The 21,447-nt window shown below is 63.4% G+C and carries 16 protein-coding genes and 1 tRNA gene; 8 read left to right on the top strand and 9 right to left on the bottom strand.

What is annotated here, in order from left to right; translation table 11 throughout:
• Nucleotides 1-13: 13 nt before the first annotated feature.
• Nucleotides 14-3,337, bottom strand: a complete 3,324-nt coding sequence (locus tag AAIH46_RS05270; RefSeq protein ID WP_430304561.1) for a DUF2126 domain-containing protein — start codon at nt 3,335-3,337, stop codon at nt 14-16.
• A 61-nt stretch (nt 3,338-3,398) separates the two neighbouring features.
• On the opposite strand from AAIH46_RS05270, the gene AAIH46_RS05265 reads away from it, so the two are divergent.
• A complete protein-coding gene (locus AAIH46_RS05265) occupies nt 3,399-3,713 on the top strand; it encodes a hypothetical protein (RefSeq protein WP_430304560.1) in 315 nt (104 codons plus the stop codon).
• Between the two features lie 4 nt (nt 3,714-3,717).
• Here AAIH46_RS05265 and AAIH46_RS05260 read toward each other — a convergent pair whose 3' ends face one another.
• Entirely contained in the window at nt 3,718-3,915 is a 198-nt protein-coding gene (locus tag AAIH46_RS05260) for a DUF2735 domain-containing protein (RefSeq protein ID WP_430304559.1), read from the bottom strand.
• A 424-nt stretch (nt 3,916-4,339) separates the two neighbouring features.
• On the opposite strand from AAIH46_RS05260, the gene AAIH46_RS05255 reads away from it, so the two are divergent.
• On the top strand, nt 4,340-5,380 hold the full coding sequence (locus AAIH46_RS05255; protein WP_430304558.1) for a glutamine synthetase beta-grasp domain-containing protein: 1,041 nt from the start codon (nt 4,340-4,342) through the stop codon (nt 5,378-5,380).
• A 123-nt stretch (nt 5,381-5,503) separates the two neighbouring features.
• On the opposite strand, the gene AAIH46_RS05250 is transcribed toward AAIH46_RS05255, so the two are convergent.
• The gene (locus AAIH46_RS05250; protein WP_430304557.1) at nt 5,504-7,309 is read right to left on the bottom strand and encodes a chloride channel protein; all 1,806 of its coding nucleotides are present in this window, start codon (nt 7,307-7,309) and stop codon (nt 5,504-5,506) included.
• Between the two features lie 309 nt (nt 7,310-7,618).
• On the opposite strand from AAIH46_RS05250, the gene AAIH46_RS05245 reads away from it, so the two are divergent.
• Nucleotides 7,619-7,924, top strand: a complete 306-nt coding sequence (locus AAIH46_RS05245) for a GCG_CRPN prefix-to-repeats domain-containing protein (protein ID WP_430304556.1) — start codon at nt 7,619-7,621, stop codon at nt 7,922-7,924.
• 71 nt (nt 7,925-7,995) lie between these two features.
• Here AAIH46_RS05245 and AAIH46_RS05240 read toward each other — a convergent pair whose 3' ends face one another.
• From AAIH46_RS05240 to cpdR1, 3 genes are all read right to left on the bottom strand, one after another.
• The gene (locus AAIH46_RS05240) at nt 7,996-8,373 is read right to left on the bottom strand and encodes a PH domain-containing protein (protein ID WP_430304555.1); all 378 of its coding nucleotides are present in this window, start codon (nt 8,371-8,373) and stop codon (nt 7,996-7,998) included.
• 305 nt (nt 8,374-8,678) lie between these two features.
• A tRNA-Val gene (locus tag AAIH46_RS05235) sits at nt 8,679-8,753 on the bottom strand.
• Nucleotides 8,754-8,858: 105 nt separating this feature from the next.
• Complete coding sequence (cpdR1, locus tag AAIH46_RS05230; RefSeq protein WP_430304554.1) at nt 8,859-9,218, bottom strand: response regulator CpdR1; 360 nt, start codon at nt 9,216-9,218, stop codon at nt 8,859-8,861.
• Nucleotides 9,219-9,398: 180 nt separating this feature from the next.
• Between cpdR1 and AAIH46_RS05225 the strand changes: the two genes are divergently transcribed.
• Both AAIH46_RS05225 and hisN read left to right on the top strand, forming a co-directional pair.
• Nucleotides 9,399-10,283 (top strand): N-formylglutamate amidohydrolase, encoded by an 885-nt coding sequence (locus AAIH46_RS05225; protein ID WP_430304553.1) that lies wholly within the window; start codon nt 9,399-9,401, stop codon nt 10,281-10,283.
• Nucleotides 10,284-10,564: 281 nt separating this feature from the next.
• Nucleotides 10,565-11,335 (top strand): histidinol-phosphatase, encoded by a 771-nt coding sequence (gene hisN / locus AAIH46_RS05220; RefSeq protein WP_430304552.1) that lies wholly within the window; start codon nt 10,565-10,567, stop codon nt 11,333-11,335.
• A gap of 19 nt (nt 11,336-11,354) precedes the next feature.
• Here hisN and AAIH46_RS05215 read toward each other — a convergent pair whose 3' ends face one another.
• The gene (locus AAIH46_RS05215; protein WP_430304551.1) at nt 11,355-12,323 is read right to left on the bottom strand and encodes an alpha/beta fold hydrolase; all 969 of its coding nucleotides are present in this window, start codon (nt 12,321-12,323) and stop codon (nt 11,355-11,357) included.
• A gap of 404 nt (nt 12,324-12,727) precedes the next feature.
• Between AAIH46_RS05215 and AAIH46_RS05210 the strand changes: the two genes are divergently transcribed.
• Nucleotides 12,728-13,210, top strand: a complete 483-nt coding sequence (locus AAIH46_RS05210) for an Hsp20 family protein (RefSeq protein WP_430304550.1) — start codon at nt 12,728-12,730, stop codon at nt 13,208-13,210.
• A gap of 79 nt (nt 13,211-13,289) precedes the next feature.
• Here the strand turns inward: AAIH46_RS05210 and AAIH46_RS05205 are convergent, their stop codons facing one another.
• On the bottom strand, nt 13,290-14,288 hold the full coding sequence (locus tag AAIH46_RS05205) for a bile acid:sodium symporter family protein (RefSeq protein WP_430304549.1): 999 nt from the start codon (nt 14,286-14,288) through the stop codon (nt 13,290-13,292).
• 88 nt (nt 14,289-14,376) lie between these two features.
• Between AAIH46_RS05205 and AAIH46_RS05200 the strand changes: the two genes are divergently transcribed.
• Complete coding sequence (locus AAIH46_RS05200; RefSeq protein ID WP_430304548.1) at nt 14,377-15,237, top strand: LysR family transcriptional regulator; 861 nt, start codon at nt 14,377-14,379, stop codon at nt 15,235-15,237.
• An 18-nt stretch (nt 15,238-15,255) separates the two neighbouring features.
• Here the strand turns inward: AAIH46_RS05200 and AAIH46_RS05195 are convergent, their stop codons facing one another.
• Nucleotides 15,256-16,308 carry a threonine aldolase family protein gene (locus AAIH46_RS05195; RefSeq protein WP_430304547.1) on the bottom strand — a complete coding sequence of 351 codons (1,053 nt, stop codon included), beginning with the start codon at nt 16,306-16,308 and terminating at the stop codon, nt 15,256-15,258.
• Nucleotides 16,309-16,724: 416 nt separating this feature from the next.
• Here AAIH46_RS05195 and gltB point away from each other — a divergent pair, with 416 nt between their 5' ends.
• The gene (gene gltB / locus AAIH46_RS05190; RefSeq protein WP_430304546.1) at nt 16,725-21,443 is read left to right on the top strand and encodes a glutamate synthase large subunit; all 4,719 of its coding nucleotides are present in this window, start codon (nt 16,725-16,727) and stop codon (nt 21,441-21,443) included.
• The last annotated feature ends 4 nt before the right edge of the window (nt 21,444-21,447 follow it).

Here is a 21,447-nt window from a genome sequence, read left to right as displayed (position 1 = left end):
GGCACGTGCCACGTCAGACTCCTATCGGCCGACGCAGGTCGAGAGTCAGCGGAAACTCCGGCGATTCTTTTTCCGACATCAATTCATACCGGCCGGTCGTATGCCCCCAAGGCTCGAAGCGCGCAAGCCTGCGGGCCTCCGCCTCGTTGCCATTTACCGGGAAAGCCTCGTAGTTGCGGCCGCCGGGGTGCGCCACGTGGTAGATGCAGCCGCCGATCGAGCGTTGCGACCAGGTGTCGTAGATGTCGAAGGTCAGCGGCGAATTGACCGGCAGCACCGGATGCAGGCCGGCTGACGGCTGCCATGCCTTGAAGCGGACGCCGGCGACCGAAACGCCGGAGGCGCCAGTGGGTTTCAGCGGTACGGCGCGGCCGTTGCAGGCCACCGTGTAGCGGGAGGGATTGCTGGTTTCGAGGCGAACCTGCAGCCGCTCGACAGAGGAATCGACGTAACGCACAGTGCCGCCGATCGCCCCCTGTTCGCCCATGACGTGCCAAGGCTCCAGTGCCTGGCGCAGTTCCAGCTTCGTCCCCTCGTATTCGACTTCGCCGAAGAACGGGAAGCGGAATTCCAGCTGCGCTTCGAACCATTCCGGGCGCAGTTCGAAACCATGGTCTTTGAGATCGGCCAGCACGTCGAGGAAATCCGCCCAGACATAGTGCGGCAGCATGAAGCGGTCGGCCAGCGCTGTTCCCCAGCGGACGAAGGAGCCTTGCGCCGGGTTCTTCCAGAAGCGGGCGATGAGGGCCCGCACGAGCAGTTGCTGGGCAAGCGACATGCGCGCATTGGGCGGCATCTCGAAGCCGCGGAATTCGACGAGCCCAAGGCGCCCGGTCGGACCATCCGGCGAAAACAGCTTGTCGATGCAGATTTCCGAGCGATGGGTATTGCCGGTGACGTCGGTCAGCAGGTTGCGGAACAGGCGGTCCACGAGCCAGGGCAGGGGCGCAGCGCCACCCGGCGGCGGAACCTGGGCCAGCGCGATCTCCAGCTCGTACAGGCTGTCGTGGCGAGCCTCGTCGATGCGCGGCGCCTGGCTGGTCGGGCCGATGAACAGGCCGGAAAATAGATAGGAGAGCGACGGATGACGCTGCCAATGCAGCACCAGGCTTTTCAGGAGGTCGGGGCGCCGCAGGAACGGACTGTCATTGGGATTGGCGCCGCCGACCACCACATGGTTGCCGCCGCCGGTTCCGGTATGACGCCCGTCGATCATGAACTTGTCGGCACCGAGCCGTGCCTGGCGGGCTTCTTCGTAGACGGCGGTGGTGATGTCGACGCAGTCCTTCCAGTTCGAGGCGGGGTGGATGTTGACCTCGATGACACCGGGATCGGGAGCGACACGGATGACGTTGATGCGCTCGTCGTGCGGCGGAGCATAGCCCTCGATATGCACGGCGAGCTTCAGCTTTGCCGCGGCATTTTCGGCGGCGGCGACCAGTTCGAGGTAATCCTCGATCTTTTCGACCGGCGGCATGAAGACGCACAGCCGGCCATCGCGCGGCTCGACGGAGACTGCAGTGCGCACCGCGCCGCCGATCTCGCCCAAGACCTGCTCGACACGTCCGAGATTTTCCGTGTCCCCGGCCTTGAAGGAGGATTCGGGCATCGACCGGCCGGCCGGCACGATGACATCCGGCAGCGGCGCGCGGGGAATCGAAGGGTCCGCCTCGTGAATGTACGGGAACTGCGAGGGCGGCACGTAGGGAAGCTTGCCCAGCGGCAGCCGGTAGCCGACGGGGCTGTCGCCCGGCACCAGGAAGACGCGGCCGCGTCTCGTCCGCCAGCGTTCGCTGACCCAGCGCGGGCCTTCGGCGCGGGCGTTCCACGCCTGGACCGGCAGCACATAGCCGCTCGGCCGCGTCAGGCCCCGCTCGAACACGCGGGCGATACGGCTGCGCTCCTCGGCGTCCGTAAGTTTTGAATTGGACGGGTCGACATTGTCCGGCAGGTTGGCTTCGCGCAGGATCCATTCGCCGGGATCCTCGAAGGCCGGCACCACCATGTCGGGAGCCACGCCGAGCTCGCCTGCCATCTCCTGCAGCAGACGGGCGGAATCCTCGTCGCGGACGCCGTAGTCGCGGCCTTCCTCGGCAACCAGATCCGGATTGCTCCAGATCGGCTTGCCGTCACGGCGCCAGAACAGCGAGAAGGTCCAACGCGGGAGGCTTTCGCCGGGGTACCATTTACCCTGGCCGTAATGGAGGAAGCCGCCGGGCGCGAAGCGCTCCCGCAGGCGACGGATCAGGACGTCGGCACGATCCCGCTTGGTCGGGCCGACCGCGTCGGTATTCCATTCCTCGGATTCAAAATCGTCGATCGACACGAAGGTCGGCTCGCCGCCCATCGTCAGCCGGACGTCTTCGGCCTTCAGCACCTCGTCGACGCGCTCGCCCAAATCATTGAGAGCGTGCCAGCTGTCGTCGGAAAACGGCTTGGTAATGCGCGGATGCTCGGCAACGCGCGACACGGTCATGGCGAAGTCGAAGCTGGTTTCGGCCTGCCCGTAATATCCGCCGGAGATCGGCGCGGCATTGCGGTAGTGGGGCGTGGCGGCCAGCGGAATATGGCTCTCGCCCGTCAGCAGGCCGGACGTCGGATCAAAGCCGATCCAGCCCGCGCCCGGCAGATAGACCTCGGCCCAGGCATGCAGGTCGGTAAAGTCGTGCTCGGTGCCGGAGGGGCCATCGAGCGCCTTCAGGTCCGGCGTCAGCTGGATCAGGTAGCCGGAGACGAAGCGGGCGGCCAGGCCAAGGTGGCGCAGGATCTGGACGAGCAGCCAGCTTGTGTCGCGACAGGATCCCCGGCCGGTCTCGAGCGTCTGCTCCGGCGTCTGAACGCCCGGCTCCATGCGGATCACATAGCCGATCTCGCTCTGCAGGCGGGCGTTGATGGCGACGATCATATCGACGGTATGCTGGCCGGGACTGCGGTCGAGCGTCGCCAGGAACGCGTCGAGCAGTGGCCCCGTCGGCTCCGGTCTGCGGTAGATCGAGAGATCCTCGACCAGCGCCTCCGGGTAATCGAAGGGCCAGCTCGTCGCCTCTTCTTCGACAAAGAAGTCGAAGGGATTGTAGACCGACATATCTGCGATCAGGTCGACCTCGATCTTCAGCTCCGTCGCCGGCTCCGGAAAGACGAAGCGGGCGAGGTAGTTGCCGTAGGGGTCCTGCTGCAGATTGACGAAGTGATTGGCCGGCGAGACTTTCAGCGAGTGGCTGAGGACGCGGGTTCTGGAATGGGCGGCCGGCTTGAGGCGGATGATCTGGGGCCCGAGACGGACCGGTCTGTCATACTTGTAATGCGTGAGATGGTAGATGCTGGCTTTGATCGACATGGAGCTCCTTGCCGGACCATATGCGTGTGCCCGAACGCCGCGAAGAAGCCAAGTGTGTGCAATGCAAGAGAACAATGCAAGCCGGATTACCCGCCAGGAGCGCGGCGCGGCACTCGCCTGCGGAAAGCAGAAGCCAAGATCAACGGCGAGTATGATCGCCGGATGCACCGGCCATCATCTGCGGCATTACAGATCGCGCCGGCGAACGGAGCAGCTTGAGCTGACGGATGTGCCTTCGAATGAATCGGATTGCCACATTCCCGTGCGTTGGCGGCGCCTGTCAACCAAATCGATACCGGGCAAGCGCCTGCTCCTGCACACGAGACAGGCGACAGCACAACAATTGACCGCAGTCGCCTTTTATTTGGGCAAATGACGCATCAGTTCGCCTTGGGCGGCGTCGGCTCCACCAGGGCCTCCTGATGATACCAGCTTCCACCGAAAGCGAGATCGGCAAAGCGCGCCTTCTCTGCCTGAGCGTCTTGATCAAGGCGATCCGCACCGAGCGCCGCGGAGCGCATGGCGCGGGTCGGGAAGGGAATGATCTGCGCTGTCGTTCTTTCGGAAGCGGTATTCATCTGGGCTATCCTTGGTTCATTCTTCCAGTCCGCTGAGGCGTTTTTGCCTATTATATAATCAAGATGCTTTCTTTTGCATCTTCTCAGTGGTTCATTTATAACCAATATGCATATTTTGACATCATCTTGCAAGCGATTAGGCAGAGGATCGCGTGATCGATGAACGGGCGGCTGCACCCTGGCTAATCCGGTCAACGAGGCTTGTCCGGAAGGGTTCCAAAGCGCTGCCGTGCGAGCGCAATCCATCCGTGATGGGAGTCGTCGCGGCCCGAGCTGCTTCTGCCGAGAGCAACAGTAATACGGGCCGGGCGTCGTCTGGCACGCTATATGCATCTGTGGAAATAGTCCCCACGCTGGCGCCCATGAGGCGGCGTCTTCCGATTGGGATGTGCTACATCAGGCAGCATAGAAACGAGAGAGACCTATGACGAAATACAAGCTCGAGTACATCTGGCTCGACGGCTACAAGCCGGTGGCGAACCTTCGCGGCAAGACGCAGATCAAGGAATTCGACGAATTCCCGACGCTCGAACAGCTGCCGCTCTGGGGCTTCGACGGCTCCTCCACGATGCAGGCTGAAGGTCATAGCTCGGACTGCGTGCTGAAGCCTGTCGCCATCTACCCTGACCCGGCCCGTACCAACGGCGCTCTGGTCATGTGCGAAGTCATGATGCCGGACGGCGTCACGCCGCATGCCTCCAACAGCCGCGCGACGATCCTCGACGACGAAGGCGCCTGGTTCGGCTTCGAACAGGAATACTTCTTCTACGAGAACGGCCGTCCGCTCGGCTTCCCCGAGCAGGGCTATCCGGCTCCGCAGGGTCCGTACTACACGGGCGTCGGCTTCAAGAACGTCGGCTCGGTTGCCCGCGAAATCGTTGAAGAGCACCTCGACCTCTGCCTCGCCGCCGGCATCAACCACGAAGGCATCAACGCCGAAGTGGCCAAGGGCCAGTGGGAATTCCAGGTCTTCGGCAAGGGCTCCAAGAGCGCCGCCGACCAGATCTGGATCGCCCGCTACCTGCTGCTGCGCCTTTGCGAACAGTACGGCATCGACGTCGAATTCCACTGCAAGCCGCTCGGCGACACGGACTGGAACGGCTCTGGCATGCACTGCAACTTCTCGACCAAGTTCATGCGCGAGATCGGTGGCAAGGAATACTTCGAAGCGCTCATGGCTGCCTTCTCCAAGAACTGGCAGGAGCACATCGACGTTTACGGCCCGGACAACCATCTGCGCCTGACCGGCAAGCACGAGACGGCACCGTGGAACAAGTTCTCCTACGGCGTTGCCGACCGCGGCGCCTCGATCCGCGTTCCGCACTCCTTCGTCAACAACGGCTACAAGGGCTATCTCGAAGATCGCCGCCCGAACAGCCAGGGTTGCCCGTACCAGATCGCTTCCGTCGTCCTGAAGACGATCGCCGAAGTGCCGACGGCCGACTACGCGAAGAACGCTGCCTGATCCTGTCCGGCATCATCTGATTGACAGAACTACAAACGGCACCGGAGCGATCCGGTGCCGTTTTAGTTTGTGCATCGAGATTGCCATCGCCAGCCACCGGCGATCCGGGTTCGTGCGGTGCAGTCAGGCCTGCAGTTCGCCGACGGCCTCGCGCCGCTGCCGGTCGAGCTCTTCGCTGTAGCGCCGTAGCGTATGGGCTTCGCTGAGCTGGCCGACGACCCGCCGATCGATGAGATTGTTGATCACCGCCAGCGCTTCGGCGTGCGACTGGTCGAAGATCCCCGCCGCCTGCTTGGCGTTCATATTCGGCAGCAGGAAATCGTTTTGGTGGCCGATGAAATCCGCCAGCTGGGTGCGCGGCTTGGTGGCCTCGACCTCGTCCGCGTAGACGTCCGGCAGCGAGATGATCCCGGCATAGCGCTCGTCGTCGTCGAGCAGGATGACCCGCTTTGCCGACCCGAGCGGAAACGCTTCGCGAAACTCGTCGAGGGATCCGCCGAGCCGGGCGCATTTGACGTCGGCGCGCATCAGCTTGTCGACGGTGAGGGTGCGGATCCAGCCGACGTCGTGGGCGCTGCGGATGCTCTCGCCGCGCAGATGGAAGCGCCAGGTGGCAAACGAGTAGCCGAAGGTGGTGCGCACGACCACCGAGGAGGTGATGACGGCCGCCAGCACCAGGGCGGTGATCGGGAAGTCGGCGGTGATTTCCAGCGCCAGGAAGGTCATGGTCAGCGGCCCGCCGATGATGGCGACCGCAAGCGCGCTCATGCCGACCACCGCAAGCACGGTGGGCGTCAGCGAGCCGCTGGTGATGTAGTCGGCGGGGGCGGCGAAGATCATGCCGATCAGCGAGCCCATGAACAGCGAGGCGAAGAACAGCCCGCCGCGGAAGCCGGAACCGATCGAGACCGCCGAGGCAAGCGATTTCATCAGCAGGATGCCGAGGAGAAGATGCACCGGTGTTCCGCCATCGAGGTTCAGGTGCAGCGCGCCGTGGCCGGCCGAGAGGACCTGCGGGGTGACCATGGCCAGAAGCCCGACGACGATGCCGCCGATCGCCGGCCGCACAAAGGCCGGGGTTGAACTCTTGCGCGCCAGCTCCTCGACCAGCGCGACGCCTTGCATGATCAGGATGCCGGCGCCGGCGCAGATGGCGCCGAGCAGGATCGCCGGCAGGTAGTCGGCCGGCGTGATGATACCGATCTCGCCGACCTCGATCAGGAAGCTGTCACCCGACAGGGCGCGGGCGACGAAGGTGGCAATGATCGCCGAGATGACGACCGGCGCCAATGCCACCATGCTGTAGGTGCCGATGATCAGCTCAAACGCGTAGAAGGCGCCGGTCAGCGGCGCATTGAAGGCAGCGGCAATGGCGCCCGCGGCCCCGCAGCCGACCAGAATGCGCATGTCTTCGCGGCGCAGCCGCAGCTTCGTGCCGAGCTTGGAGCCGATGCCCGCCGACAGCTGCGTATAGCCGGCTTCCAGACCCACAGACGCGCCGAAGCCGTTGGAGATCAGGTTCTGGACTGCAACGATGACGCTGTCGGTCAACGAGATGCGGCCGCCGAACAGGGCATTGGCTTCGATCGGGTCGACGATCTGGCGCTTGCGCTTGCGCGACAGGATATAAAGGAAAAGCCCGAGCAGGATGCCGCCGCAGATCGGAGCCAGCAGCACCAGCAGCTTGTTGTCGATGGTCGATGAGCTCAGCCACTCCGACATGCCGATGCCGAAGATCATGCTGTGCATGCTGCGCGACACCCAGCTCATGCCGCTCACGGCGGCTCCGGCGGCAAGCCCGATGGCGATGCTCGAGAAGATCAGTCCGATCTCGCTGCCGCGGGCAAAGGCCTTTCTCTTGACGAGCTTCAGGCGGGCAACGAGGGCCTTGACGGGCGGAGCAGCGGAGACTGTCTCAATCAGACGCATTATCTTTCCGAACTTCTTTCACAGCCGGGCGCCGGCTCGAGTGCCTGGCCGACAAAGCCGCTTCCTCCGAGGCCAGTGCCGCTCGACGCGTCCGGCCTGACGGTGTCTCTGGAACCAGACTTCGGTGCGAAGCGCAAGGCAGACATGGGCCTCACCCCAAGGCTGTCAAGTCTGCCGCGCCGGTGCGGCAGATCCTGTCTTGCCTGCTCTTAGCGGATGGCGTCCGACACCATGATGAACGCCTGATTCAGCCAGCGTTCATTTGTCCGGGTGCAGCTTTCTCCTCGCCATCATCACGAGGGTTCCATCATGAAGGCCTTGATACTTGCAGCTGCTGTTGTTCTTGCCGGTGCCGCATCCGGCGTCGCACAGCCGATGCCGACCACACGTCCGGCGCCACAGTCGTCGTCAAACCATCTGGTTCAGCAGGTCGACTACGCCTGCGGCCCGGGCTGGCGTCTCAATCGCTGGGGAGATTGCGTTCCGCGCCGCGGACCGCCGCCGCGGCCCCGCTACTGGCGCGACGATGGTCCGCCACGGCATTGGGGCCCGCCGCCGCGCCACTGGCGCGATCGTGGCCCGGACCGCCACTGGGGACCACCGCCCCGCTGGTAGGCTCGCGGACAGCATTTCAAGCACGGCCGGATCCTTGTGGTCCGGCCGTCGCCGTTTCAAGAAGCCGGAGGCTAGCGGCTGATGCCGGTTGCCAGCGCCCGCTGGATGGAGCGCACATCGCTGCCCTTGCCGAGCGTCCGCTCGATCGGCGCCGGACTGCCGGACACCCAGATCCGCAGCTCCGAATCAAGATCGAAGGTGCCGGCCGTCTCGACGGAGAAGCGGGTGATCGCGCGGTAGGGGATGGTGGTGTAGTCGACCTTGCTGCCGGTCATTCCCTGGATGTCGACGAGGATCAGCCGGAACTGGGTGAAGACGAAAAAGTCGCGCACGACGCGAAAGGCAAGCTGCGCCTCCTCACCATCGATCAGCACGCCGTCGAGGCGCTTGTGCAAATCGGCCGGATCGACGCGCGATCCATGCCCGAGAAGACTGTCGAACAACCCCATGGGTCCTCCTGCACGTGATGGAAGGGACGCGGCGTCGGATCTGCTGCCGCTCTGCAGGAGATAGGGCAGGGCGCGCGCAAGTCATCCTTTCCGTAACGATGGTCCGACCGGTGCTCGTCAGACGACGTTGCTCGAACGTTGTCTGGAGGATTGGCCCTATCTGGGCATTCAGGGCGGGCTTGGTTGCGCCTGAAGCGCGCCCTTCGATCATTAGAGTTCCGCCAGCCAGGCCACCGCAGCGGCTTGCTCAAACCCCAGAAACGGAAAAATCCGCCGAAGCGGATTTTTCAACGTTTTGAAGAGGATGGTGGGCGTAACAGGGATTGAACCTGTGACCCCTACGATGTCAACGTAGTGCTCTCCCGCTGAGCTATACGCCCATCCGTGGCCGCGGTAAACCATACAAAAGGTCTGGCCGTCAACCGCTAATTTTCCGCGCCGACTGCTTTTTTTCAAGCCGCCGCGAGAAGCCCGGAAAACCGGGCTCAGGCGACCAGAAGCTTGTTCACCTCGTCGACCAGATCGCGCAGGTGGAAGGGCTTGGAGAGCACCTTGGCATCCTTGGGTGCCTTCGAATCGGAATTCAGAGCGACGGCTGCGAAGCCGGTGATGAACATCACCTTGAGGTCGGGATCGAGTTCCGTCGCACGGCGCGCCAGTTCGATGCCGTCCATTTCGGGCATGACGATATCGGTGAGCAGGAGGGAGAAGGGTTCCTCGCGCAGGCGGTCGTAGGCGCTTGCTCCGTTGTCGAAGGAGGTCACCTTGTAACCCGCCTTTTCCAGCGCCTTCACAAGGAAGCGGCGCATGTCGTTGTCATCTTCGGCGAGGAGGATTTTTTGCATCGTCAGGACCGTTTTTGGTTTTTCGTTGTTCCGGAGGCTCCGACACTAGCCTATCGGCAGTAAAAAACCAGTGAATGGCGGGTCGCGAGCATCCTTCTATGGGATGGAGATAGTATGGACTTCGCCGCATGCAACTGGCAACATATCGCTTTGATGAGTTCTGGACATGGTAAAGGCCGAATGGATTGGATGACGGGCGATTGCGATCCCTTCGAGGTGCGGGAGCCCGAAACGCAGACCATTCCCTTCGTCTTCAACTCTCCGCATAGCGGCCGTGACTATCCGGCAGGCTTCCTGGATGCCGCGCGTCTCGACGAGACGGCCATCCGCCGCTCAGAGGATCATTTCGTCGACGAGCTGTTTGCCGACGCTCCGCTGTTCGGGGCGCCGATGCTGGTGGCGAACTTTCCGCGCGCCTACCTCGACGTCAACCGCGAGCCCTACGAGCTCGACCCGCGGATGTTCGACGGGCCACTGCCGTCGTTCGCCAATATCGGCTCGATGCGGGTGGCCGGCGGTCTCGGCACCATTCCACGCATCGTCGCCGAGAACATGGAGATCTATCGCCACCGGCTTCCGGTCGGCGAGGCGCTGGCGCGCATCGACGCGCTCTACAAACCCTATCATGCCTGCCTGCGTCGGCTGATCGCCCGGACGCATGCCCGCTTTGGGCTGTCGATCCTCATCGATTGCCATTCTATGCCGGGCAACATTCGCCTTGCCGGCTCGGACATCCGGCCGGATTTCATTATTGGCGATCGCTACGGCACCAGCGCATCGGCAGAACTGTCACGCGTCGCGCTGCATATTCTCGAAGACATGGGCTTTCACGCGGTGCGCAACAAGCCTTATGCCGGCGGCTTCATCACCGAGCATTACGGTCGGCCGGTGCGCGGCCTGCATGCGCTGCAGATCGAGGTCAACCGGGCGCTCTATGTCGACGAGGCGACGCTTGAGAAAAAGCCGGAATTCGATCTGGTGGCTGCGGCGCTGTCGACCTTCATGCGCCAGATGGTGGATTTCGCCGCCGGCTTCAGCATCGACGGCGCGCTTGCGGCCGAATAGAAGGCCGATTTTCTCCCCCCACAGTTCGAAGGCATCCGGCGCGGCAGACGCCGGGCAAAAAAAACCGCGCCTTGAGGCGCGGCTTGAGTCTAGGGAGGAAACACCCAAGGAGGGTATTTACAGTCAAAGACTGTGATCTGACGCTAGGTGGCATTTGCTCAATTGTCAAGCAATTATTGGCGGTGATTATTCTGCAGGCAATGCCTCACGCGCTGCGGTCTCTTGTCGATCCGCCATGATCGTCTAGAAAGAGGCGTCCCTCATCAGCTCCGGAACCCGCCATGCTTCCCGACCGCGCTTTCTTCGACAGCCTTGCCGACGCCGCCCGGCGTGAGACACTGCCGCGTTTCCGATCCGGCACGTCCGTCAGCAACAAGCTCGCCTCGGGGTTCGACCCGGTCACCGAGGCGGATCAGGCAGCCGAAGCGGCCATCCGCGAGCTGGTCACCGCCTGGTATCCGGAACACGGCATGCTCGGCGAAGAGCACGAATCCTTCGGCCTCGACCGCGAGCATGTCTGGGTCATCGATCCGATCGACGGAACGCGGGCCTTCATCTCCGGCGTGCCGGTCTGGGGAACGCTCATCGGTTTCTATTCAGGCGGCCGCGCGCGGCTCGGCATGATGGACCAGCCATTCACCGGCGAACGCTATTTTGCAGACGGCGAACGCTCCTGGTATCGCGGGCCCGACGGCGAGCGGCAGATCCGGACGCGCGACTGCGGGTCGCTGTCGCAGGCGACGCTGTTCACCACGTCCCCGCACATCTTCAACGCCGCAGAGATTGAGCGCTATCGGTCGGTCGAGGCCAAGGTGCAGCTGTTCCGCTACGGCGTCGATTGCTACGCCTACGCGCTGCTGGCGGCCGGCCATGTCGACCTTGTGATCGAGAACAACCTCAAGCCCTATGACGTGGGGGCATTGATCCCGCTCATCGAGCAGGCTGGCGGCATCATCACCACCTGGGATGGCGGGCGGCCGGAAAACGGTGGAAACATCATCGCTGCCGGCTGCCGCAGCGTCTACGATGAGGCGCGCGCGCTGCTGGCGTGACCTGGAGAATAACCGGTCTTCAGGCTTCGGAGTCGGAAAAATCGGCCACCTGCTCGCTGCCCGGCATGAAGGCCTCGATCGCCGCCATGGCCTGTCGCCTGTAGATGTCGCGTTCGTGGAACACTTCATGGCGGGCGCCGGTGATGGTCACCAGCTGGGCGGCGCGAAAATTCCGCGACAGGGTTTCCTGCGCCCCATACGGCACCACGCCGTCGCGCATAGGGGCGATCAGCAGGGTGGGCGTGGTGATGCGGGTCAGGTGCGCCTGTTGCGTCGCGCGACTTGCGGCAACAAGCGTCTCATGCAGCCATCGCGCCGTCGGCGCACCAATCGTTAGCTCGGGATGCGCGGCGATGATTGCCGCATTGCGATCGAAGCGAGCGAGATCCGATGTCAGCGGATTGCCGGGAAAGGGACGGTTGCTCTGGTCCTTGCCCATCGACCGGCTGCCGAGCCCCAGTCGTGACAACGTCGCCGATAGCAGCCGCACCCAGCGCTCCGGCATCGCCTGGTTGGTCAGCGCAATGAACGGCGCGGCAAGCGCCATGCGGTCGATCCGATTCGCCAGCCGCGGCGCCGCCGACAGCGCGATCAAGGCGCCGGTGGAATGGGCGATCAGGAAGAACGGCAGACGCGCGTCCGGCAGGACGATCTTTTCGAGAAACAGGTCGAGGTCGCGTTCATAATCGGAAAACCGCCGGACATGGCCCTTGCGGAGCGCCTTCAGCAGTCGCGCCGAGCCCCCCTGGCCGCGCAGGTCGAAGGTCGCGACCCACAGGCCCATGGCGTTGAGCTCTCGGATGGTCTCGTAATATTTCTCGATGAATTCATTGCGGCCCTGCAGCAGCACGACCGTGCCGCGTGCCGGCGACATCTCCGAGCGGAAGATCGCGTAGCGCAGCCGGGCCCCGCGAACACCCTCGAAATAGCCCGCCGTATGGTTGGGCGGGGTCGGATTGTCCGGCGTGGAGAAGAGGATGTCGTCCATGGCTGCACCGTTCTGCATCGATGTCTGGAGGGATAGGGGGTGCCCCGGTTGACGTCAAAGAAAAAAGCCGGCGCGGGAAAGGACACCCGACGCCGGCTGAAAAAATGACTGAAGCGAAGGGACGTGCCTTCAGTCGCCGGAGGCAGATACTTCCGGTTGCCGCAGTTCTAGTGCGGCGCCGATGAACGGCTGCGGAACCCTCCGTTCATGGGCCATTCAGCGGCATCCGCCGGCGCGCGGAAGCGGCTCCGATTTTTTCGCGGCAAAAGGTCTTGAAGCCGAATTTTGCGCTTCCCATCTGTTTGTCACGGACGCCGAAAGGGTCCGTGACAGCGGTCGGGGCAGCCATTCGGGGCGCCGGCCGGACCATTGAAAACCGCAAACGTCGCTTCCAGGAGGACACCATGCGTCACGTCGATTTTTCGCCGCTCTATCGCTCCACCGTCGGCTTCGACCGTCTCTTTTCCATGCTCGACGGCGTCAGCCAGCCCGAGCAGGCACAGACCTACCCGCCCTACAACATCGAACGGACCGGCGAGACCACCTACCGCATCACCATGGCGGTGGCCGGATTCGATGAAAAGGAACTCAGCATCGAGGCCCATGCCCATGTGCTGAGCGTCAAGGGCGAGAAGTCTGAAGAAGATGGCGCCGAGAAGAGCGAATACCTCTATCGCGGCATCGCCAAGCGCGCCTTCGAGCGTCGCTTCCAGCTCGCCGACCATGTCGAGGTTCAGAGCGCATCGCTGAAGAACGGTCTGCTGCACATCGACCTGCTTCGCAATATTCCCGAAACACTGAAGCCGCGTCGCATCGCGATCGCAGCCGACGTCGTGGAAACCGCAAAGACGATCGATGCCCAGCCTGCACCGCAGCAGGTGAACTAAGGCTCCATACCCCTTTAGGGTTTTTGAAGGGCCTCTCCCGGCGACGGGAGGGGCCTTTTTCGTACGCTCGGAGCTGGCGTCAGACGACTTCCGACTGGACTGCCATCGGTGCCGCGGTCGCGGCCTTCCGCGTCGCATATTTCTGGGCGATCACGGCGCAGACCATCAGCTGGATCTGGTGGAAGAGCATCAATGGCAGGACGATGGCACCGATGCTCTGGCCGGCGAAGATGGCGCCCGCCATCGGTACGCCCGAGGCAAGGCTCTTCTTCGATCCGCAGAAGGTGATGGTAATCTCGTCTTGCTTGTTGAAGCCGAGGAGCCGGCTGCCGAACATCGTGATGCAGAGGACGACGGCGAGCAGGGAGATGTCGAGGCCGATCACGACGCCGATGTCGGTGATCGAGAAGGTCTGCCAGAGGCCTTCGTTGACGGATTCGCTGAAGGCGAGATAGACGACCATCAGGATCGAGCCGCGGTCGACGGGCGACAGCAGTTTCTTTTTTGAGCGGATCCACTTGCCGATCCACGGTTCAAGAACCTGTCCGAGGACGAACGGCGCCAGAAGCTGCAGCAGGATGGTTTCCAGCGCATCAAGCGAGAAGCCGGCGGTGCCGCTGGTGGTCATCATCAGGCCGACCAGAAGCGGCGTCAGGAACATACCGAAGAGGTTGGACGCCGACGCGGAGCAGATCGCGGCTGGTACATTGCCGCCGGCAATCGAGGTGAAGGCGATCGACGACTGGACGGTGGACGGCAGCACGCAGAGAAACAGAATGCCGACATACAGTTCCGGCTTCAGGATGTCCGACGGCACGAAACTCAGGCCGAGGCCGAGCAGCGGGAAGATCGCATAGGTGACTGCAAGAATCGTCAGGTGCAGGCGCCAGTGCAGGACACCGGCGATCACCACGTCACGCGACAGGCGGGCACCGTGCAGAAAGAACAGAAGGGCGATCGCGCATTTGGTGGCGATGCCGAAATACTCGGCGAAATCGCCCTGGGCGGGCAGCAGCGAGGCGATGACGACCGTCAACACCAGCATCACGGTGAAACGGTCCGGCAGGAAACGGCTCATGATGGATCTGTCCTCAGAGAATGGACCTCAGCCCTTGCTCATCATGAAGCAGGATGCAACCACTAACAGTTATCATGGATCGTGATCGATGCTGAACCTGACCCATCTTGCGAGCTTCGTTACGCTGAACGAGACCGGCAGCTTCACGCTGGCCGCCGAGCGGCTGGGACTGGGGCAGCCGACGGTCACACAGCATATCCAGCGGCTGGAAACCGCGCTCGGGCGGCAGCTCATCGACCGCACCACGCATCAGGTACGGCTGACGACGGAGGGCGAGGCGCTGCTCGGTTACGCGCGCAGCATGCTCGACATGAACGGCAAGGTGATGTCGCTGTTCGGCGAGAGCCGGCTACGCGGTCGGCTGCGGCTCGGCGTCTCCGAGGACGTGGTCGCCAACCGGCTCACCGGCATCCTGGAAGACTTCATCCGCCTCTATCCGCTCGTTGACCTTGAGCTGACGGTGGCACTCAGTGCCAATCTCTATCAGATGCAGGAGCTCGGCGAACTCGATCTGGTGCTCGCCAAGCGGCATATCGGCGAAGCGCACGGGCGGCTGATCTATCGCGAGCCGCTGGTCTGGCTGGCGCGCGACGCCGACCTTCAGCGTCTGCGCGACGCCGAGATCCTGCCGCTGATCGCCTTTCCGGCGCCGAGCATCACCCGCAAGGCGGCACAGTTGGCGCTCGACCGGGAAAAACGTGCGTGGCGGATCGTCTGCACATGCGGCAGTCTTGCCGGGCTGACGGCGGCGGCGCGGGCTGGAATGGGTGTTCTGGTCCAGCCGCGCAGCATGGCCCCGTCCGGCCTCCGGGAGATTTCCGGAGACAGGCTGCCGGTGCTCGGTGACGTGGAATTCGTGCTTGTGCCGCGGCGTGGCGCCGATGCGGCATTGGTCGAGGCGCTCTCGAACCTCATCGTCAAACGCATCACGCCGCAGGGTGCGACGTGATGCGGGTCTCGTGGCGGTTCAGCCGGCGGCGATGACGTCGAGGAAGGCGTCCACGTCTTCCTTCTCGGTCGCAAAGCTGGTCACCAGGCGGATCAGCTGCTCATGGCCCTGGACCGGTTCGGCCATGTCGTGCGGCTCCAGCCAGTCGTAGAACTTGGCGCCCTTGTCCTGGGCGGCCTTGGCCGTGTCCTTGGGAATGACGGCGAAAACCTCGTTCGAGCTGGTCGGCCAGGCGACGCGGGCGCTGTTGGAGGCGGCAAGCCCGCCGCGCAGCCGGTCGGCCATCGAATTGGCATGGGAGGCGAGGTTCAGCCACAGATCGTCCTGCAGGTAGGCCTCGAACTGCGCGGCAATGAAGCGCGACTTCGAGAACAGTTGCGCCGAGCGCTTGCGGATGAAAGGCAGTTCCTTTGCCATTGCCGGATCGAAGAAGACGATCGCTTCGGCGCACCAGCAGCCGTTCTTGGTGCCGCCGAAGGACAGCACGTCGACGCCGCGCTTCCACGTCATCTCGGCCGGCGTCGCATCAAGCTGCACCAGGGCGTTGGCAAAGCGTGCGCCGTCCATGTGCAGCGGCAGGCCATGGTCGTGGGAGATGCGGGCGATCTGCTCGATCTCGTCGAGCGTGTAGATCGTTCCAACTTCGGTCGCCTGGGTCATCGACACCGCCGTCGCGCGGCCGTGGTGGACGGCATCCTGCGGATAGCGCGCGATGCGGCTCGTCAACTGCTTCGGGTCCATCTTGCCAAGCGCGCCATCAACCGGCGACATGCGCATGCCGCTGAAGAAATCCGGTGCGCCGCATTCATCCTCGATGACGTGGGCCTCGGCATGACAGAAGGCCACGCCGCCCGGCTTTGCCAGGCTCGCCAGAGCCAGGGAATTGGCTGCGGTGCCGGTGGCAACGAAGAAGACGGCGACGTCGCGTTCAAAGATTTCGTTGAAGCGTTTTTCGATCGCCTGATCGAGGGCGCTGGTGCCGTAGGCGGCGGCAAAGCGGGTCGATTCCCGCATCAGCCGCTCATTGATCGCGGGATGGGCGCCGGCCCAGTTATCCGAAGCAAAGAACATGGAAGATGACTTTCAGTGCAGGTGAGGGAGGAAGCCGGACATTAAGCCGATCCACTGTCGGATCAATAGGGTTTCGCCTCCGAGCGGTCAGAGGACCATTGCCACGGCAAGGATGAACAAGGCCCGGCGGAGAATGGAGCAATATTCTGTCCCAGCGGTTCGGTTTGCGGTAACTTGAGAAAAAGATCCCCTTCGGATTTTGCGCGGGCGGCCTTGCGTGGGAACGCGATCTCTGCCATAAAAATCTAGAAGTAGGGCAGTCATGCTGTCCTATTTTAAGCATTTGACCCGCAGAAATGGTTAACCCTCGCCTTCCGGTTGGCTGTATCCTGCGGTGCACACGTCGACGACAGCACAGATTGCTGGTCCCATGGACGGGCAACTCTCGCCTCAGGCGAACGACAGGAGGAATGACGATGACCAAGACAGACGCACTCGACGGACCTGCCGCAGGCAAAGCCGTAGACGCTGCCGCTTCGGTTCGCGCTTCGTTTCCAGGCCTGCCGCAGCGCCAGGGTCTCTACGACCCGCGCAACGAGCACGATGCCTGCGGCGTCGGCTTCATCGCCCACATGAAGGGCCAGAAGTCGCACCAGATCGTCAAGGACGGGCTGTTCATCCTCGAGAACCTCACCCATCGCGGTGCCGTCGGCGCCGATCCTTTGATGGGCGACGGGGCGGGCATCCTGGTGCAGATCCCCGACCGCTTCTTCCGCGAGGAGATGGCCAAGCAGGGCATTACCCTGCCGAAGGCCGGCGAATATGCGGTCGGCCATCTGTTCATGCCCCGCAAGCCTGAAGAGATCGAGCATTACAAGCAGGTCGTGAAGGACGTCATTGCCGAAGAGGGGCAGCAGTTCCTCGGCTTCCGCGACGTGCCGGTCGACAACTCGTCGCTGTCCAAGGCGCCGGAGATCGCCGCCACCGAGCCGCATCACTGTCAGGTCTTCATCGGCGCCGGTCGCGATGCCGCGACCAATCCCGACTTCGAGCGCAAGCTCTTCCTCATCCGCAAGGTCATCTCCAACCGCATCTATGATGCGTTCGGCGGCGTCGACATGGGCTTCTACCCGGTCTCGCTGTCGTCCTCGACGATCGTCTACAAGGGCATGTTCCTCGCCTACCAGGTCGGCGCCTATTACAAGGACCTGTCGGATCCGCGTTTTGAAACGGCCGTTGCGCTCGTTCACCAGCGCTTTTCCACTAACACCTTCCCGTCGTGGAAGCTCGCGCACCCGTACCGCATGGTTGCCCACAATGGCGAGATCAACACGCTGCGCGGCAACGTCAACTGGATGGCCGCCCGCCAGGCCTCGGTCTCCTCGCCGTTCTTCGGCGAAGACATCTCGAAGCTCTGGCCGATCTCCTATGAAGGCCAGTCGGATACGGCCTGCTTCGATAATGCGCTGGAGTTCCTGGTGCGCGGCGGCTACTCGCTTGCGCATGCGGTGATGATGCTGATCCCCGAAGCCTGGTCCGGCAACCAGTCGATGTCGCCGGAGCGCAAGGCGTTCTACGAATACCATGCAGCGCTGATGGAGCCTTGGGACGGCCCGGCAGCCGTCGCATTTACCGACGGCAAGCAGATCGGCGCGACGCTCGACCGCAACGGCCTGCGCCCGGCCCGCTACGTCGTCACCTCCGACGACCGCATCATCATGGCGTCCGAGGCGGGTGTCCTGCCGGTACCGGAAGAAACCATCGTCAAGAAGTGGCGCCTGCAGCCGGGCAAGATGCTGCTCATCGACATGGAGAAGGGCCGCATCATTTCCGACGAGGAAGTGAAGAGCGAGCTTGCCACCAAGCATCCCTACAAGAACTGGCTGGCGCGGACGCAGATCATCCTCGAGGAACTGAAGCCGGTGGAGCCGCGGGCGCTGCGCCGCGACGTCTCGCTGCTCGATCGCCAGCAGGCATTCGGCTACACCTCCGAAGACACCCGGATCCTGATGTCGCCGATGGCGACGACCGGTCAGGAGGCCATCGGCTCGATGGGGACCGACACGCCGATCTCGGCGATGTCGGCGAAGTCGAAGCTGCTCTACACCTACTTCAAGCAGAATTTCGCGCAGGTCACCAACCCGCCGATCGATCCAATCCGCGAAGAGCTGGTGATGAGCCTCGTCTCGTTCATCGGGCCGCGTCCGAACATTCTCGACCATGACGGCATGGCGAAGGCAAAGCGCATGGAAGTGCGCCAGCCGATCCTCACCAATGGCGACCTGGAGAAGATCCGCTCCATCGGCCACATGGAGGACCATTTCGACACCAAGACGCTCGATTTCACCTATGACATCGAACGTGGCGCCGAAGGCATGCCCGGCATGCTGGATCGCCTGTGCGAGCGCGCCGAAGCGGCGGTCAAGGGTGGCTACAACATCATCGTGCTGTCCGACCGCCAGATTGGTCCGGACCGCATCGCCATCCCGGCGCTGCTGGCGACGGCTGCCGTCCACCATCACCTGATCCGCAAGGGTCTGCGCACCTCGGTCGGCCTCGTGGTGGAATCCGGCGAACCGCGCGAGATCCATCATTTCTGCTGCCTTGCCGGCTTCGGTGCCGAGGCGATCAACCCTTACCTGGCCTTCGATACACTGATCGACATGCACAAGAGGGGCGAATTCCCGAAGGAGGTCTCGGAGGAGGAGGTCGTCTACCGCTACATCAAGGCGGTCGGCAAGGGCATCCTCAAGGTCATGTCCAAGATGGGCATCTCGACCTACCAGTCCTATTGCGGCGCGCAGATCTTCGACGCGATCGGCCTGTCTTCGGAGCTCGTCAACAAGTACTTCTTCGGCACCGCGACCACCATCGAAGGCATCGGCCTTACGGAAATCTCGGAAGAAACCGTCGCCCGCCACATGTCGGCGTTCGGCAAGGATCCGATCCTCGCGACAACGCTCGATATCGGCGGCGAGTACGCTTACCGGATGCGCGGCGAAAACCACGCATGGAGCCCGGACGCCGTTGCCTCGCTGCAGCACGCCGTGCGCGGCAACAGCCAGGAGCGTTACCGCGAGTTCGCCGGGATGGTGAATGATACGGCGCTCAGGATGAACACCATCCGCGGGCTGTTCAAGATCAAGGGCGCAGCCGACATCGGCCGCAGCCCGGTCTCGGTCGACGAGGTCGAGCCTGCCGTCGATATCGTCAAGCGCTTCTCGACCGGGGCGATGTCCTTCGGCTCGATCAGCCGCGAGGCGCACACGACGCTGGCGATTGCCATGAACCGGATCGGTGGCAAGTCGAACACTGGCGAGGGCGGCGAAGAGAGCGACCGCTACCTGCCGCTGGCCAACGGCAACCAGAACCCGGAGCGCTCGGCGATCAAGCAGATCGCCTCCGGCCGCTTCGGCGTGACGACGGAATATCTCGTCAACGCCGACATGCTGCAGATCAAGGTGGCACAGGGCGCCAAGCCCGGCGAGGGCGGCCAGTTGCCCGGCCACAAGGTCGATGCGACGGTCGCCAAGACCCGCCACTCGACCCCGGGCGTCGGCCTGATCTCGCCGCCGCCGCACCACGACATCTACTCGATCGAGGATCTGGCACAGCTGATCTTCGACCTGAAGAACGTCAACCCGGAAGCCGACGTCTCGGTGAAGCTGGTCTCCGAAGTCGGCGTCGGCACGGTTGCCGCCGGCGTCGCCAAGGCGCGCGCCGACCACATCACGGTTGCCGGCTTCGACGGCGGCACCGGCGCTTCGCCGCTGACCTCGCTGAAGCATGCCGGCAGCCCCTGGGAGATCGGCCTTGCCGAAACCCAGCAGACGCTGGTGCTGAACGGCCTGCGTTCGCGCATCGCGCTGCAGGTGGACGGCGGCCTGAAGACCGGCCGCGACGTCATCGTCGGGGCGCTGCTGGGCGCCGACGAGTTCGGCTTTGCCACGGCGCCGCTGATCGCTGCCGGCTGCATCATGATGCGCAAGTGCCACCTCAACACCTGTCCGGTCGGCGTTGCGACGCAGGACCCGGTCCTGCGCAAGCGCTTCAAGGGTACGCCGGAACACGTCATCAACTACTTCTTCTTCGTTGCCGAAGAGGTGCGCGAGATCCTCGCCTCGCTGGGCTTTACCCGGCTCGACGACATCATCGGTGCCTCCGAGCTTCTGGAGAAGGATGAGATGCTCGCCCACTGGAAGTCCAAGGGACTGGATTTTTCGAAGATCTTCCACAAGGTTGCCGTGCCGAAGAGCGCCACCTACTGGACCGAGCGGCAGAAGCACCCGATCGACGAGGTGCTCGACCGCAGGATGATCGAAAAGGCGATGCCGGCGCTGGAAAGCAAGGAGTCGGTGGTCTTCGAGGTGCCGATCAAGAACGTCGACCGGTCTGCCGGTGCGATGCTGTCCGGTGCGCTTGCCAAGCGCTGGGGCCACAAGGGGCTGAAGGACGACACCATCCACGTGACGCTGCGCGGCACGGCCGGTCAGTCGTTCGGCGCCTTCCTTGCCCGCGGCATCACCTTCGATCTGGTGGGCGACGGCAACGACTATGTCGGCAAGGGCCTGTCGGGCGGCCGGATCATCGTCCGTCCGCCGGAGAATTCAAGACTGGCGGCTGAAAACGCCATCATCGTCGGCAACACGGTGCTCTACGGTGCCATCACCGGCGAGTGCTACTTCCGCGGCGTGGCCGGCGAACGCTTCGCCGTGCGCAACTCGGGTGCGGTTGCCGTCGTCGAAGGGGTCGGCGACCACGGTTGCGAATACATGACCGGCGGCATCGTCGTCGTGCTTGGTGAAACCGGACGCAACTTTGCCGCCGGCATGTCGGGCGGCGTCGCCTACGTACTCGACGAGCAGGGCGATTTCGCCAAGCGCTGCAACATGGCGATGGTCGAACTCGAACCGGTGCCGGAAGAGGACGACATGCTGGAGAAGCTGCACCACCACGGCGGCGACATCATGCACAAGGGACGCGTCGACGTAACCGAGGACATGACCCGGCACGACGAGGAGCGGCTCTACCAGATGGTCTCCAACCATCTGCACTACACGGGCTCGCTGCGCGCCAAGGAGATCCTCGACCGCTGGACCGAGTATCGCCCCAAGTTCCGTAAGGTCATGCCGGTCGAGTATCGCCGTGCACTGGAGGAAATGGAGCGCATGCGGATGGGGGTGGCTGCGGAGTAGTTTT

The sequence above is a fragment of the Rhizobium sp. 0TCS1.26 genome, assembly GCF_050455525.1.
Lineage (GTDB): Bacteria > Pseudomonadota > Alphaproteobacteria > Rhizobiales > Rhizobiaceae > Neorhizobium.
Note: the sequence above shows the minus strand (reverse complement) of the source record. Positions and strands in the feature narration are given on the sequence as shown.